Origin of the sequence: Paraburkholderia humisilvae, assembly GCF_902859855.1 — a bacterium.
Lineage (GTDB): Bacteria > Pseudomonadota > Gammaproteobacteria > Burkholderiales > Burkholderiaceae > Paraburkholderia > Paraburkholderia humisilvae.
Genome location: NZ_CADIKH010000046.1, coordinates 17,802 through 31,197, shown reverse-complemented (window position 1 = coordinate 31,197; position 13,396 = coordinate 17,802). Strand labels below are relative to the sequence as shown.

At 64.1% G+C, this 13,396-nt stretch carries 15 protein-coding genes and 1 pseudogene; 9 read left to right on the top strand and 7 right to left on the bottom strand.

Annotated elements, in window-relative coordinates:
• Positions 1 to 183: 183 nt before the first annotated feature.
• Together HV796_RS31390 and HV796_RS31385 are read right to left on the bottom strand one after the other, a co-directional pair.
• Positions 184 to 927 (bottom strand): glutathione S-transferase, encoded by a 744-nt coding sequence (locus tag HV796_RS31390; protein WP_175231678.1) that lies wholly within the window; start codon positions 925 to 927, stop codon positions 184 to 186.
• Between the two features lie 229 nt (positions 928 to 1,156).
• The gene (locus HV796_RS31385) at positions 1,157 to 2,251 is read right to left on the bottom strand and encodes a YeiH family protein (RefSeq protein WP_175231676.1); all 1,095 of its coding nucleotides are present in this window, start codon (positions 2,249 to 2,251) and stop codon (positions 1,157 to 1,159) included.
• A 121-nt stretch (positions 2,252 to 2,372) separates the two neighbouring features.
• Between HV796_RS31385 and HV796_RS31380 the strand changes: the two genes are divergently transcribed.
• From HV796_RS31380 to HV796_RS31365, 4 genes are all read left to right on the top strand, one after another.
• Positions 2,373 to 3,257: a LysR family transcriptional regulator gene (locus tag HV796_RS31380; RefSeq protein WP_175231674.1), complete on the top strand. Its 885-nt coding sequence runs from the start codon at positions 2,373 to 2,375 to the stop codon at positions 3,255 to 3,257.
• A gap of 88 nt (positions 3,258 to 3,345) precedes the next feature.
• Positions 3,346 to 4,314, top strand: a complete 969-nt coding sequence (locus HV796_RS31375; protein ID WP_175231672.1) for an NAD(P)-dependent oxidoreductase — start codon at positions 3,346 to 3,348, stop codon at positions 4,312 to 4,314.
• Positions 4,315 to 4,653: 339 nt separating this feature from the next.
• Positions 4,654 to 5,484, top strand: coding sequence for a YhfC family intramembrane metalloprotease (locus tag HV796_RS31370; RefSeq protein ID WP_175231670.1), 831 nt, complete (start codon positions 4,654 to 4,656; stop codon positions 5,482 to 5,484).
• Between the two features lie 39 nt (positions 5,485 to 5,523).
• The gene (locus HV796_RS31365) at positions 5,524 to 5,892 is read left to right on the top strand and encodes a DUF3022 domain-containing protein (RefSeq protein WP_175231668.1); all 369 of its coding nucleotides are present in this window, start codon (positions 5,524 to 5,526) and stop codon (positions 5,890 to 5,892) included.
• 84 nt (positions 5,893 to 5,976) lie between these two features.
• Here HV796_RS31365 and HV796_RS31360 read toward each other — a convergent pair whose 3' ends face one another.
• The 3 genes from HV796_RS31360 to HV796_RS31350 form a co-directional block, all read right to left on the bottom strand.
• Complete coding sequence (locus HV796_RS31360) at positions 5,977 to 6,414, bottom strand: PGDYG domain-containing protein (protein WP_175231666.1); 438 nt, start codon at positions 6,412 to 6,414, stop codon at positions 5,977 to 5,979.
• Between the two features lie 214 nt (positions 6,415 to 6,628).
• The gene (locus HV796_RS31355) at positions 6,629 to 7,120 is read right to left on the bottom strand and encodes a Spy/CpxP family protein refolding chaperone (protein ID WP_175231664.1); all 492 of its coding nucleotides are present in this window, start codon (positions 7,118 to 7,120) and stop codon (positions 6,629 to 6,631) included.
• A gap of 281 nt (positions 7,121 to 7,401) precedes the next feature.
• On the bottom strand, positions 7,402 to 8,745 hold the full coding sequence (locus tag HV796_RS31350; protein WP_175231662.1) for a nucleobase:cation symporter-2 family protein: 1,344 nt from the start codon (positions 8,743 to 8,745) through the stop codon (positions 7,402 to 7,404).
• Positions 8,746 to 9,239: 494 nt separating this feature from the next.
• Between HV796_RS31350 and HV796_RS31345 the strand changes: the two genes are divergently transcribed.
• The 3 genes from HV796_RS31345 to HV796_RS31335 all read left to right on the top strand — a co-directional run bounded on the left by HV796_RS31345 (position 9,240) and on the right by HV796_RS31335 (position 11,716).
• Positions 9,240 to 9,773: an RNA polymerase sigma factor gene (locus tag HV796_RS31345; protein WP_175231660.1), complete on the top strand. Its 534-nt coding sequence runs from the start codon at positions 9,240 to 9,242 to the stop codon at positions 9,771 to 9,773.
• A 103-nt stretch (positions 9,774 to 9,876) separates the two neighbouring features.
• The gene (locus HV796_RS31340) at positions 9,877 to 10,350 is read left to right on the top strand and encodes an Lrp/AsnC family transcriptional regulator (RefSeq protein ID WP_175231658.1); all 474 of its coding nucleotides are present in this window, start codon (positions 9,877 to 9,879) and stop codon (positions 10,348 to 10,350) included.
• A 268-nt stretch (positions 10,351 to 10,618) separates the two neighbouring features.
• Positions 10,619 to 11,716 (top strand): saccharopine dehydrogenase family protein, encoded by a 1,098-nt coding sequence (locus HV796_RS31335; RefSeq protein ID WP_175231656.1) that lies wholly within the window; start codon positions 10,619 to 10,621, stop codon positions 11,714 to 11,716.
• A gap of 100 nt (positions 11,717 to 11,816) precedes the next feature.
• Here the strand turns inward: HV796_RS31335 and HV796_RS31330 are convergent.
• Positions 11,817 to 12,236 (bottom strand): annotated as a pseudogene (locus HV796_RS31330) (P-loop nucleotide/nucleoside kinase family protein); the annotation flags it as partial.
• 24 nt (positions 12,237 to 12,260) lie between these two features.
• Positions 12,261 to 12,425 carry a cytochrome bd-I oxidase subunit CydX gene (gene cydX, locus HV796_RS31325; protein WP_175231652.1) on the bottom strand — a complete coding sequence of 55 codons (165 nt, stop codon included), beginning with the start codon at positions 12,423 to 12,425 and terminating at the stop codon, positions 12,261 to 12,263.
• 217 nt (positions 12,426 to 12,642) lie between these two features.
• On the opposite strand from cydX, the gene HV796_RS31320 reads away from it, so the two are divergent.
• Both HV796_RS31320 and HV796_RS31315 read left to right on the top strand, forming a co-directional pair.
• Positions 12,643 to 12,885, top strand: coding sequence for a FitA-like ribbon-helix-helix domain-containing protein (locus tag HV796_RS31320; RefSeq protein WP_175231650.1), 243 nt, complete (start codon positions 12,643 to 12,645; stop codon positions 12,883 to 12,885).
• On the top strand, positions 12,872 to 13,291 hold the full coding sequence (locus HV796_RS31315; RefSeq protein WP_175231648.1) for a type II toxin-antitoxin system VapC family toxin: 420 nt from the start codon (positions 12,872 to 12,874) through the stop codon (positions 13,289 to 13,291). Before HV796_RS31320 ends, HV796_RS31315 begins: the two co-directional genes overlap by 14 nt.
• Positions 13,292 to 13,396 lie beyond the last annotated feature (105 nt).

Genomic DNA, 13,396 nt, shown 5'->3' with positions numbered 1-13,396 from the left:
GTACGTGGTGGGTTCGTGGGTATCGCGCGCAAGGATAGCATCGTGCGCCGCTGGTGCGGCATCCTGCGCGGGCGCTGGCAGCGGCGTGCTCTTGCGCGGCGCATTGACGCCGTGCGCCGCGCCGTGCGCCATGTCGTGGTCGGTTGTGTCGTGCTGCGAGGCTTTCGTCATCGGTCGTGAGCGTCAGCGGGTGTCCTTGTCGAGTTCCGGGTAGTGCCGGAACACACAGGATTCGTTATGCGTAATGCGCCGGTCGGAGTCGAGATAGGCGGCGATCCGCGGCCGTTCGAGCACCGCGTCGTGCAGCGCGGCAAGTCGCGGATAGCGCTTCGGGAACGACTTCATCGCGCGCGGGAACGCGTAGTACAGGCCATCGATCAACTGGAACATCGACAGGTCGACGTAAGTCAGCGAGTCGCCGACCAGGTAGGGGTCGCGATCGCCAGCCGGGTTCTGCTTCAGCACGCGCTCGAAATAGCCCATGAACTTGGGGATCCGATGGTCGATAAAGTCGGCCGCGCGCACTTTCGCCGCGTCTTTCTGCTCCTCGTAGTACAGGCTGCCCGACAGCGGGTGGTGCGTGTCGTGCGCTTCGGTCACCATGTCCGCGATGGTCAGCTGCAAGCCGTTCACCACGTAGCGCAAGCTGTCGACGCCCGGCGCAAGACCATGCCGCGGCCCGAGATAGAACAGGATGTTCGCGGTCTGCGCGATCAGCAGGTCGCCGTCCTTCAGGAACGGCGGCGCGAAGGGCGGGTAGGGCTCGGACTTGCTGTCCATCACGGCCATCATCGCGCCGGTGCCGAGTCCGTCGTGTTCATCGCCGCGCGCCACTTCGATGTAGTCCGCGCCGGCTTCCTCGAGTGCGAGCCGCACGAATTCGCCGCGTCCTTGCAATCCGTCCCAGTAGTAGAGCTCGTAAGTCATCGATCGGTCCTCGTTCAGGGGTTCCTCGGGCCGCGCGTCGCGGATGCGGCGCGCACAGGTCGAGTATGCCGCGACGACCCCCGCATGTGGCGAACCTGAAGGGCTGCGTGGCGCTTGCGCAGGCCGTGTCGCCATTCACGCCGAAAGCCTCGCGTGGCGCGAGGCTCGGTGACGCAACGATGCGGAACAACTGCGCGACTGCGCTTGCGTTCGCGGCCGCGCGGCCGGCTTACCCGAACAGACGCTGCACGGCCCATGTGATGCCCAGACCGCCGGCGAACAGCCACACATACAGAATGAGACCTGTCATCAGCGCACGCGGACCGGCTTCGCGAATTTGCGCAATGCGTGTTTCCATGCCGAGCGCGGTCATCGCCATCGTCAGCGCGAACGTGTCGAGCAGGTTCAGCGTATGCGTCGCGGCATCCGGCAGCACGTGCACCGAGTTCAGGCCGACGCACAGCAGAAAGCCCAGTGCGAACCACGGCACGGCGAGCCTGCGCGGCGCAGCGTGAGGTCCAACGCCGGCATCATCACGCTGCGCGGCGGCGTGGCGCGCCGGACGGTTGACCCAAAGGCCGACCGCGAGCAGCACCGGCACGAGCAGCATCACGCGCGTCATCTTGACGATCGTCGCGATATGCGTCGCTTCGGGGCTCACGTTGCTGGCCGCGCCGACCACCTGCGCGACTTCATGAATCGTGCCGCCGAAGAACAGGCCCGCGCCGACCGTGTCGAGGTGCAGCCAGCCCGCGCGCACCAGCGCCGGGTAGAGGAACATCGACAGCGTGCCGAACAGCACGACGCTGCCGACCGCCATTGCACTCTTGTGCGGCCTGGACTGCAGCGTCGATTCGAAGGCGAGCACCGCGGCGGCGCCGCAGATCGCGCTGCCAGCGGCGGTAAGCAGCGCCGTGTCGCGATCGAGCTTCATCAGCTTGATGCCGGCCCACGTGCCGACCGCGAGCGTACTGACGACGATCAGCACCGATTCGGCCAGTCCCGGCAGACCGACTTGCGCGATTTCCTGCAGGCTGACGCGCAGACCGAAGAAGGCAACCGCGATACGCAGCAGCTTGCGCGCCGAAAAATTGACACCCGCCGCCCAGCTCGCCGGCATACCGTCGCGCAGCACATTGCCGTAGATCGCGCCCGCGACGATGCCGACAATCAGCGGACTGAGGCCGAGCGCGGCAATCGTCGGCAGTGACGCGATGCTCGTGACCGCGCCGGCAAAGAGGGCGACGAACAGAATGCCGTTCAGCTGTCCGCGCGGCGAAGACGCCGCGGCGGCCGGTACGGCTTGAAGAGGGACGGTGGACATATCAGGCTCGGGGAGGGTGTCAGCTGTTTCTCAGCAATGGCCTAATCCTAATTTGAGTATATCGATATGAAAAATCATGATTTGTGACGTAAAATATAGGCTGATCCGATATTTTTCTTCCATGACCCCCGATCAGCTTATAACTTTCGCCGCCGTCGCCGAGCACCGGAATATCAGCCGCGCGTCGGTGGCGCTTCATCTGTCGCAGCCGGCCGTGTCCGGCCAGCTGCGGCAGTTGCAGGATGAATTCGGCGAGCCGCTGTATCTGCGCGACGGGCGCGGCGTGCGCCTGACGCCCGCTGGCGAGCAGCTCGCCAGCTACGCGGCCCGGCTGCGCGATACGTGGCGCCAGGCGCACGCGTACCGCGATGCGTTGCGCGGCATGGAGTGCGGCATGTTGCGCATCGGCGCAAGCACGACGCCGGCGAGCTATCTGCTGCCGTATCTGATCGCCGGGTTCCAGCGGCGCTACCCGGAGGTGACGGTGCATACGGCGGGGGGCAATACGTCGGAAATCGTCGGTGGGCTCGGTTCGCTCGATATCGCGCTGATCGAAGGCGTTGCCGGCCCGGAACTGCCGCCGGATACGGCAGTCCATCCGTGGCGCCAAGACGAGATCGTCGCGATCATGCCGCGCACCCATCCGCTCGCGGCACAAGGGTGCGCACGCGGCGTGTCGCTCGCGCAGCTCAGTGCCGAGCCGCTGGTGTTGCGCGAGGCGGGCTCCGGCGTGCGGCAACTGGTCGAACGCGCGTTTGCGCAGGCCGGTGCGCCGATGCGCGTGGTGCTCGAAATCGCGGGCGTCGAGGGCGTGAAGGAAGCGGTGCGCGCCGGGATGGGCATCGGCTTTGTGTCGGCGATGTCGATGCGTCATGAGGACGACGCGCTGTGCTGCTGCTCGTTCATCCCGCAGCTCGCGCGTCGCTTTTCGATTCTCGTGCCGCACGCGAGCGCGCCGTCCCGGCTGGTCGGCGGATTTCTCGCGCTGTGCCTTGCGGAAGACTGACGGGCGCCGCTGCCGGGCGCGCGGTCAAACCGCAAGCGCATGAACGTCGCGCGCTCGCCACTCACTCCACTGTAAGGAAAATGAATCGATGAAAAGCAGAATCGTCGTATACAAGCCGGTGCCGGACGATGTGCTCGCGTATCTGCGCGAACACGCGGAAGTCGTCGAAGTGGACGGAACTCAGCACGACCCATTCGTCGCTGCGCTGAAAGACGCGGACGGCGCGATCGGTTCGACCGTGCGGATCACGCCCGCGATGCTCGACGGCGCGTCGCGGCTCAAGGCGCTGTCGACCATTTCGGTCGGCTACGACGCGTTCGACGTCGCGGATCTGACGCGGCGTCGCATCGTGCTGACGCACACACCGGACGTGTTGACCGAGTCGACCGCGGACACCGTATTCGCGCTGATTCTCGCGACTGCGCGGCGCGTCGTCGAACTGGCCGACTGGGTCAAGGCGGGGCAGTGGACGCATAGCGTCGGGCCTGCGCAGTTCGGCGTCGAGGTGCAGCGCAAGACGCTGGGCATCGTCGGTCTGGGGCGCATCGGCGGCGCGGTTGCGCGCCGTGCGGCGCTCGGCTTCAGCATGAAGGTGTTGTACACGAATCGCTCGCCGAACCCGGACGCGGAGCGGCAATACGGCGCGCGTCGTGTCGAGCTGCGCGCGCTGCTCGAAGAGTCGGATTTCGTCTGCCTGCAAATGCCGCTCTCGGACGAGACGCGTCATATGATCGGCGCACCGCAATTCAACGCAATGAAGAAAAGCGCAATTCTGATCAATGCAGCGCGTGGCCCGGTCGTCGACGAAGCGGCGCTGATCGATGCATTGCGATCGGGCACGATCCTCGCAGCCGGTCTCGACGTGTTCGAACAGGAGCCGCTTGCCGCCGATTCGCCGCTGCTCACGATGCGCAATGTGGTCGCTCTGCCGCATATCGGCTCGGCGACCCACGAAACACGGCACGCGATGGCGCGCTGCGCGGCAGAGAACCTGATCAGCGCATTGCAGGGCACGCTCACACGCAATATCGTCAACCGCGAGGCGCTCGCGCGATGAGCTTGCCGTCGGGTTGCGCGTCCGGTTTGCCGTCGCGGGTGGCATCCGTTGGCGATCGATGATCCGGAATGGTCCGAGCCCGCCGGCATCACAACGATCCACCCGCTGACCTGCGAGCTCGGCTCGTGTACGGTCGGGGTTTCTGCATGAACGAATGGCGGGCGGCACGAGGGCCGCGCGACTGCCTGCTGCGCGGGGAATGGATCGAACCCGCGTCGACTTCGCGCTGATCTGCGATCATTCGGGCTGCGGCGCGCGACCGAAGCGCTCCGCTCAGCCTGCCATCATGCGTGGCCAGGCCGCCCAACCCCGACTCTCCCGACTCTCATAAGGAAGCTCATGCCCGTTGCACCGTTTACGCTCGCCTGCCTGATTGCCGCGACGTTGTTGATGGCCGCGTTGCCGTTCGTCCTCTATTTCCGGGTGCGCGAGCCGCTCGGGCTCAACCGGCGCCCCGCGATCCTCGGGATCGGCGTGTTCGCGCTGTTTGCGATGTTGATCGAGCGTGCGTTGAACGACTTTCTGCTGAGGGTGAATCCGACGCTTGCCGGGTGGCTGACCAATCCGACGGTGTTCGTGATTGTCGGCGTATTGTCGATCGGCATCTGCCAGGAGGTCGGGCGTTTTCTCGCGATGCGTTGGCTGTTCAAACGCCATCGAGCAAAGGAGAGCGCCGCGGCCGAGTCGCCGCGCGAGTCGCTCGCGCTCGCGTACGGACTGGGCCACGGCGGCGCCGAGCTCTGGTTCACCGGCGTGCTCGTGCAGGTGCAGTGGATTGTGTTTGCATGGCTCGAGAATGCCGGCAGGCTCGGCAGCGCGCTGTCGGGGTTGTCGATCGATACGTTGATGCGCATTCATCTGCTTGTCGTGAGCCTGACGCCGGCCGCTGCGGGCGTGTTTATCCTCGAGCGCGGCGCGGCACTGGTGTTTCAGATCGGCCTGTCGGTGCTCATGTGGCGCGGCGTGCGCGCCGGTTCGGTTGCGGTGCTGCCGCTCGCGATCGCGGCGCACGCACTGATCGAAGTGCCGGCCGCGTTATCGCAGACGCAGGCGCTGCCGCTGGTGGTCGTCGATACGATCTATGTGCTGATCGCGGTGCCGATCGCAATCGGCCTTGTCCGGCTGTTTCGCCGTGACGCGCAGACGATGCATCCGGTGCGTGCGGACTGAGCGCCGCGTCACGCCGTTTCACATTCATTCTGTTACGACATGGAAGCCTACCAATACGAGTGCACCAGCGCGGAAATCGAAGAGCTGGCGCGCGTCATCAGCGATCTGTTTCCTGAGCAGACGCGCTTTGTCGAACAGCCCGCGCAAGAGCACGGCGCGCCGGTTCTGGCGGTTCAGTGGGTTGCGATGCGCTTCGGCGCAACCGCGCGCCGGATGACAATGAGCGTGGTGATTGCACCGGCCGCCTTCGCCCGTTACCGCGCGTTGCCGCCGCGTGCGCGCGCACGCAGCTTTGCGGTGCTGTGTGCGTTTGTCGAAGCGTCGCTTGGCTCGCTCGAAGAGCAGTATGCGAACGGCGAAGCCGTGCCGCGTGAAGTCACGGTCGAACTTGGCGACGAGTTTGCCTGACGTGCACGCTCGTGTCGCACCGGGTGTGCGCGGGCAGAGGGTTTAACGCGTGGGGATTACCGCTTGGGGTTTAACGCACGGGGTTTAAAGCGCGCGGCGATAGACCTTCGCAAAGCGCGCGGCCTGCACGACGCCGTAATCGCCGGGCGCGTATTGCATCACCCAGTCGCCGGCTGTTCCATGCAGTACGTCGCCACCCGCGGCCGTGCGCGCGAGCGAGAACGCGTCATTCATTTGCTTTGCGAGCACCACTGCCGGGCGATTGCGATAGGGGCCAGGCGTGCCGTGCGACGTCGCGGGATCAGCCGGTGCGTATTTCGCATCGAAGCGATCGCGCGATACCACCCAGCGCTCGCCGGTGGCGCCGGTGATCAGCGCGTCGCCGGCCCGATAGCGGTTCGGGCCTTCGAGGCTCATCAGTTCGCCGTCGCCGCCGGCGAATTCGACGGTGACCGTTTCATCTTTTACGACGCGTTGTGCGTGCGGGTCGGTGCGTAAATCGACGTTCTTCAATTCGATCATGACGGGCGTTGCAGCGAAGTGGGCAAAGGCACGGGGTGTCGCGACGATCGCGCCGCGTCAGGACCCGAATGATGCCAGATTACCGCGCGGCGGCCGCCTGACAAACAAAAATGCCTGCCGTTCGAGGCAGGCATTCGATTGGCCGGCGCACCGTGCTTGTGTCCGGCGCGCGCTGCTGCGGCGCGACACGTCGGCCGTCTTAAGGTTCGACCGTTTATTCGTTGGCCGGTGCGGCCTTCTTGCCGCTGCTTCGCGAACCACGCCCACCTTGCGGCGGCGCTTCGCGGAATGTCGTGTCAGCGAGCTTCTTCTGCTCCGGCGGCATGCTGTCGTACAGCGGCTGGAATGCATCGACAAGCTTCTTCATATCATCCGCATGCGCTTGCGTGATCTCCGCATATTGCTTCATGTTGTCGAGCGCGGAGATGTCCTTGTTTGCGTGGCGCTCCTGGAAGAGCTTCGCCATCGTCTGGCCGTTGCCGCGCATGACGTCAGCGAACGCATTCCATTGCGTTTCCTGTTGCGGCGTGATCTTGAGCGCCTGATGCAGATAAGCGATGCGTTGTTCGACACGCTCCTCACGGCGAGCGGACTTGTCCGCGCTGGATGCGGCCGACATCGCGGGCGCAGCGGACGGCGCCGCGGTTTGCGCGAATGCGCTGCTGATCGAGAGTGCTGAAACGAGCAAAACGAGCGTTTTTTTCATCGAGACTCCTGATGTCTGTTGGTATCGAGGTAGGGCAGGAAAACGTAATCTGAACACGAAATCGCGCGGCGCAATGCGATGTGTGCGACAACGCCATGGCCGTTGAACCCGGTTTCGCGACAACCCCGCGATTTGCCATACATATTAATACCACGATATCGGTGCAATGCGACGCCATTGCGACAACTACTTACAACCGAAACGAACGGTCAATGCGCGTGAATGGAATTGTCAGCTTGCAGACTGCGCTCGCGACCGTTACCCGCGATGCGCGTTGCGTGTCAGTGGCTCATGCGCTGAATATCGCGCAGTGCCGCGCGTTCTCCGCGTATTCCGTTGAAGATCAGATTCAGCACGACTGCTGAAGCCGCGGCAAGCAGAATACCGCTATGCAGAAGCGGCGACAGCGCCGGCGGCAGCTTGGCGAAGAACTGCGGCGAGACCACCGGCACGAGCCCGAGTCCGATGCTGACCGCGACGATGAACAGGTTGTGATGATTCTTCGCGAAGTCGACGCCCGACAACACCTTGATGCCGTTTGCCGCGACCATGCCGAACATCACGATGCCGGCGCCGCCAAGCACGAACGCCGGAATCGACGCGACCACCTGCGCCAGTTTCGGCACGAGTCCGAGCACGATCAGAATCGCACCGCTCGTCGCGCATACGAAGCGGCTTCTGACGCCGGTCACGCCGACCAGCCCGACATTCTGCGAGAACGACGTGTAGGGAAACGCATTGAAGATGCCGCCGATCAGCGTGCCCAGACCGTCCACGCGCAAGCCGCGCACGAGCGCCTTCTGATCGACCGGGCGGCCGACCATGTCGCCGACCGCGAGGAACATCCCGGTCGATTCGATGAATGTAACGAACATCACGATCGTCATCGTCGCGACCGACACCGGGTCGAAGTGCGGCACGCCGAAACGGAACGGCACGACTGCGCCGATCCATGGCGCGCTGGCGACCCCGTCGAGGTTCACGCGGCCGATGAGGGCTGCGATCGCAAAGCCGGCGACAATGCCCAACAGAACGGAGATGCTCGCGATAAAGCCCTTGCCGAAGCGGTTGACGAGCAGGATCAGCAACAGGACGGCGAGCGCCAGACCCAGAAAAACCGGATTGCCGTATTCAGGATTCCCAACCCCGCCTGCTGCCCAGTTGATACCGACTTCCATCAGCGACAGGCCGATCACTGCAATCACAGTGCCGACCACGACCGGCGGAAACAGCCGCAGCAGCTTGCCGATGGCCGGCGCAAGCAGGATGCCGATCACGCCGGAGGCGATCGTCGAGCCGAAGATATCAAGGATGCCGAGGTTCGGATTCGAGCCGATCGCGATCATCGGGCCGACCGCGGTGAACGTGCAACCCATGATGATCGGCAGCCGGATGCCGAAGATGCCGATGCCGAGCGTCTGGATCAGCGTGGCGATACCGCATGCGAACAGATCCGCGCTGATCAGGAACGCGATCTGGTCCTTCGGCATTTTCAGCGCGCTGCCGACGATCAGCGGGACCGCGATCGCGCCGGCGTACATCACCAGCACATGCTGCAAGCCAAGCGTCAGCAGCCGGCCTGCGGGCAGCCGTTCGTCGCACGGGTGGACCGTGGTCGCGTGCATATCTGCTCCTCGTCAACGATGATGGGACGGCACGCCAGGCATCGAATGCGCGTGACGGCGCCGATACAACACCTGCTGCACCTGGATATTCCCTGCTGGCTTACGAAGTAGCACGTGCGCGTCGCCGTGCAGAGAGCGGCGGCACTTTCCTTTCGCACGGTGCGCGCGCGGCGCGCGATAGAAGCTTACGCCGATTGACTGGCCGCAGGCACACCGAAAGGGCCTCGTTGCGCGATTGCATCGGACACCGATACACCTGTCTCGCGTCGATCGACGAACGGACGAAATGCAGGTTTAACCTGAAAGCGACGCAGTCCGGAAAAAGTTTAATGAAATTGCGTGACGGACAGTCGTTTTGCCAATGCGATGCGCGATTTCGCCACGCGTCGCCGGATGCGCGATTGCGCTGGTATCGCGACGCGGATCCGCGTGCCCATCATGAAAGCAACCCGTCACGGCGCGTTGCCGCACTACCACTCCACTGAGGAATCAAGTTGGCGAATACGACGGAACTGGCCGGAATGCTTCCGGACCTGCTGCCGAGGCTATGGACATTCGCATGTCGAATGACCTGCGATCGGATCGATGCGGAAGAACTCACTCGAAAGACCTGCTTGCGCGCCAGCCAGCGTGTCGGGCCCGGGTTGCACGGGATACGGCCGCTGTGCAGGATCTATGCAATTGCCTATCGGATCTGGATCGACGAGTGGCGTGCGCCCAACGCGCGCACGCTCAGGAAGCACGCGCAGCCGCCGCCCCAGGTGCAAAGCACCGTTCAACCGATTGCGTTCGATCCCACCTGCGTCGCGCCAGGCCAGCGGATCGTCGCGGCGGTGGATCAACTGCCGCATGCGCAACGCATGGCGATGCTGCTGGTCGCGGTCGAAGCGCTCAGTTACGACGAGGCGGCGCACGTGCTCGGCGTGCCGGTCAACACGGTGATGAAGCGGATCGTGCGGGCGCGTCAGACGCTCGGCCGGCAGTTCGCGGCACAGCCGGAACCGTATGGAAAGACCGCTGCGCGCTAGTACCGCGGGCTCATGCTGATGCGACGGTCAGCGCCGGCGTGCGGAACACAGGCATAATCGGCGAACTCCGGCCCGTCCCCGTCAACCTGAACCCGCGTTTTCAATGAGACCACCGCGCCTCGATCAACTCGACGACCTCGACCGCAACCTCGTTGCGTTGCTGCAGAACAATGCGCGCGAAAGCGTCGCGAACCTGGCGCGCCAGCTTGGCGTCGCGCGCACGACGGTGATCGCACGCATTGCGCGGCTCGAAAAGACCAACGTGATTGCCGGCTATGGCGTGCGGCTCGGCCAGGACGTACTCGACGCGAGCATATTTGCGTATGTGGGCCTCATCATCGCGCCGAAACACGGACCGGACGTGCAGAAGCGGCTCGCGAAGATGCCCGAGGTGCAACTGCTGTGCGCGGTGAGCGGCGAGTTCGACTATGTCGCGTGGCTGCGTGCCGATTCGCCCGACCGGCTCAACGAGCTGCTCGACCAGATCGGCGGTCTGGCGGGCGTCGAACGCACGACCACGTCGATCATCCTCGCGCGCAAGATCGATCGCGGGATGATCGGCGACGAGCGTGGCTAGGCGGCCGGGCGGCGCGTCGCCCCCAGCGCACTGCGCAAGGCGCGCGTGCCCCCGCCATTTACGCCGCTTTTACGGCCTTTGGTCGAATCGGCCGGTCGTCTCGTCGAAATGTCGAAAACAGTGGTCGATACGCAGCGTTCTGTGCGTAGGATCTGTCCGTCTTTCTCCTTAAACTTTGTGTCAGGGCTTGCGCGCCGGGCGCCACGCGGGGATGCAAACCGTGCGGCGCGCGATCCCGGCCACGACACTCACAAAAAAGGAGAAGCGCATGAAAGTTGCCATCGTTGGTGCAGGTTTGATCGGCCACACGATCGCTCACATGCTGCGCGAGACCGGCGACTATGATGTGGTCGCGCTCGACCGCGATCAGCACGCCCTCGACAAGCTCGCCGCCCAGGGCATTCCGACCCGCCGCGTCGATTCCGTCGATGCCACCGCGCTGCGCGCCGCCGTGCAAGGCGTCGATGTGCTTATCAATGCATTGCCGTACTACCTCGCCGTCAATGTTGCGTCCGCAGCGAAGGGCGCGGGCGTTCACTACTTCGATCTGACCGAAGACGTGCGCGCCACGCACGCGATTCGCGCGCTCGCAGACGGGGCGGACCATGCGTTCATGCCGCAATGCGGTCTCGCGCCGGGCTTTATCGGCATCGCCGCGCATGAACTTGCGAACCGGTTCAGCGAAATCCGCGACGTGAAGATGCGCGTCGGCGCGCTGCCGGAGTTTCCGACCAACGCGTTGAAGTACAACCTGACGTGGAGTGTCGACGGTCTCATCAATGAATACTGTCAGCCATGCGAAGCAATTCGCGACAGCCGTACACAATGGGTTCAGCCACTCGAAGGGCTCGAGCATTTTTCGCTGGACGGCATCGAGTATGAGGCGTTCAACACGTCGGGCGGGCTCGGCACGTTGTGCGAAACGCTGGCCGGCCGGGTCGAATCGCTCGATTACAAGTCGGTGCGCTATCCGGGCCATCGCGATCTGATGCAGTTCCTGCTCGAAGATCTGCGCCTGTCGACCGATCGCGACACGCTGAAGTCGATTATGCGCCGCGCGGTGCCGTCGACCGTGCAGGACGTCGTGCTGGTGTTCATCACAGTGACCGGCATGCGCGACGGCCAACTGGTGCAGGAAGTTTTCACGCGCAAGATCTTCGCGAAGACCGTATGCGGGATGCCGATGAGCGCGATCCAGATCACGACTGCGGGCGCGATGTGCGCGGTGCTCGATCTGTTCCGCGAACGGCGTTTGCCGCAAAGCGGGTTCGTGCGGCAGGAGCAGGTGTTGCTGCGCGACTTTCTCGGCAACCGGTTCGGCCAGCTGTATGAAGGCCAGCCGCTCGATGCGATGGCGACGGTCTGAACCGTCGGTCTCACCCGAAATCTTCACCCGAAGTTTTGACCTGAAGTTTTGACCATCAAGCTGCTGCGCGGTCAGCGTGACGCGCAGCGGCGCATCCATCACGTGCGGCGAGCCGTTTTCTTGCGACATCCTCGTGTGTCGCGATCCAGACGACGCGAATCTCGACGTCACTTCTCACCCGGAGCCACTCACGATCGAACCGCCGCCGCTCGCGCACTTCGCGCGATAGCGGCGCGACCGCCAGCACACTCACGCCGAGCGCAAGATTGTCCCGCGCGGTATCGACCAGACCGCGGTACTCGGGGTCGCGCAAATGCTGAAGGAAAAGTGGGCTGTCGCGGTCGTGCGGGTCGCCCGTGAGCGCCTGCATCGTCGCCGCGGCGGTGCGGCCGTATAGCGTGTCCTTGTCGAGCAGGCAGAACGGTAAGCCGCTGGCCTGCATCATCGGGTTAAGCATCTGCCGCGCGACGGTCGTCTTGCCGGTGCCCACGTGGCCGCGGAAAAACACGAGATACGTCACGGCGCGTACATGACCGGAAGCAGGTTATAGCGGCCCGTCCGCTGCAGGTGCGGGCTCACGCGTGTCATGCCCGATGGCGGGCACTGCAGGATCGCGCGCGAACTTGCCTTTCGCTTCGAGCCACATCGCGTTGATGATGCCAAAGCCCAACGCGACGCCAATGCCGAGAATCCAGCTGAAGTACCACATTGAAGCCCCCCGTACAAGTTGCCGATCGGACGACTTTCGCGGCGCGCTCCACCTATGGCTTACTGATGCCCATGCGCAAACGGCTCGTCCCGCCGCCGATCATGACCCGGAAGACCACGCGGCGCAAGCGTCGTGGCGGCGACCGGCTACCCAACCCTTTACATTTTGTCGAGAGGTGATAGCATTGATAGCATGCCAAGTTCTGGAGAGATCTATCATGCCCAATCTGCTGGTTCGAGGCCTCGATGAGGCCCTTGTGCAACGGCTGCGCAAGCAGGCGGCGGCGAACGGCCGCAGTGTTGAAGCGGAGCATCGGGAAATTCTGGCGCAGGCGCTGCACCACCCGAAAAAGCTCAGCTTTGCCGAGCTGCTGATGAGCATGCCCGATGTCGGCGCGGATGCCGATTTCGAGCGAGTCAACAATGATGATGAAGGTGAGGGCAAACGTGTATTTGATTGATACCAATGTGATTAGCGAGATTCGCAAGCGCAGCGGGGCTCACCCCGGTGTACAGGAATTCTTTAACCATGCGGCCAAGGAGCAGATCAAGCTGTATCTGTCGGTCATCACGATCGGCGAATTGCGGCGCGGCGTTGACCTGATGCGTCATCGCGGCGACGTCGAGCAGGCGGCACGGCTGGAGGAGTGGCTGGATACGCTCCTCAAGTCGTTCGCGAATCACATCCTGACGGTCGGGGACGATGTCGCACAAACGTGGGGCCGCCTGCGTGTACCGCACGCGGAGCACGCGCTCGACAAGCTGATAGCCGCGACGGCGCTGATATACAACCTCACGGTCGTTACGCGTAACACGGACGACTTCGTGGGCACCGGCGCGCGGGTGGTGAATCCGTTTGACGCATAGTGTGAGCGCGTGGTCTGGGCGGCGGCGCTCCGGCGCCGCCGATGCAATCGGCAGGATGGAATCGTTCAGGGCGAATGCGAACAGGCGGCGCGAGCAGCAGCGGCG

Excerpts from the sequence above, each read along its gene's own strand:
- cydX (WP_175231652.1), bottom strand. The coding sequence starts at position 12,425 with ATGTGGTACTTCAGCTGGATTCTCGGCATTGGCGTCGCGTTGGGCTTT.
- HV796_RS31335 (WP_175231656.1), top strand. The coding sequence starts at position 10,619 with ATGAAAGTTGCCATCGTTGGTGCAGGTTTGATCGGCCACACGATCGCT.
- HV796_RS31340 (WP_175231658.1), top strand. The coding sequence starts at position 9,877 with ATGAGACCACCGCGCCTCGATCAACTCGACGACCTCGACCGCAACCTC.
- HV796_RS31360 (WP_175231666.1), bottom strand. The coding sequence starts at position 6,414 with ATGATCGAATTGAAGAACGTCGATTTACGCACCGACCCGCACGCACAA.
- HV796_RS31380 (WP_175231674.1), top strand. The coding sequence starts at position 2,373 with ATGACCCCCGATCAGCTTATAACTTTCGCCGCCGTCGCCGAGCACCGG.
- HV796_RS31320 (WP_175231650.1), top strand. The coding sequence starts at position 12,643 with ATGCCCAATCTGCTGGTTCGAGGCCTCGATGAGGCCCTTGTGCAACGG.
- HV796_RS31375 (WP_175231672.1), top strand. The coding sequence starts at position 3,346 with ATGAAAAGCAGAATCGTCGTATACAAGCCGGTGCCGGACGATGTGCTC.
- HV796_RS31355 (WP_175231664.1), bottom strand. The coding sequence starts at position 7,120 with ATGAAAAAAACGCTCGTTTTGCTCGTTTCAGCACTCTCGATCAGCAGC.
- HV796_RS31350 (WP_175231662.1), bottom strand. The coding sequence starts at position 8,745 with ATGCACGCGACCACGGTCCACCCGTGCGACGAACGGCTGCCCGCAGGC.
- HV796_RS31385 (WP_175231676.1), bottom strand. The coding sequence starts at position 2,251 with ATGTCCACCGTCCCTCTTCAAGCCGTACCGGCCGCCGCGGCGTCTTCG.
- HV796_RS31370 (WP_175231670.1), top strand. The coding sequence starts at position 4,654 with ATGCCCGTTGCACCGTTTACGCTCGCCTGCCTGATTGCCGCGACGTTG.
- HV796_RS31365 (WP_175231668.1), top strand. The coding sequence starts at position 5,524 with ATGGAAGCCTACCAATACGAGTGCACCAGCGCGGAAATCGAAGAGCTG.
- HV796_RS31390 (WP_175231678.1), bottom strand. The coding sequence starts at position 927 with ATGACTTACGAGCTCTACTACTGGGACGGATTGCAAGGACGCGGCGAA.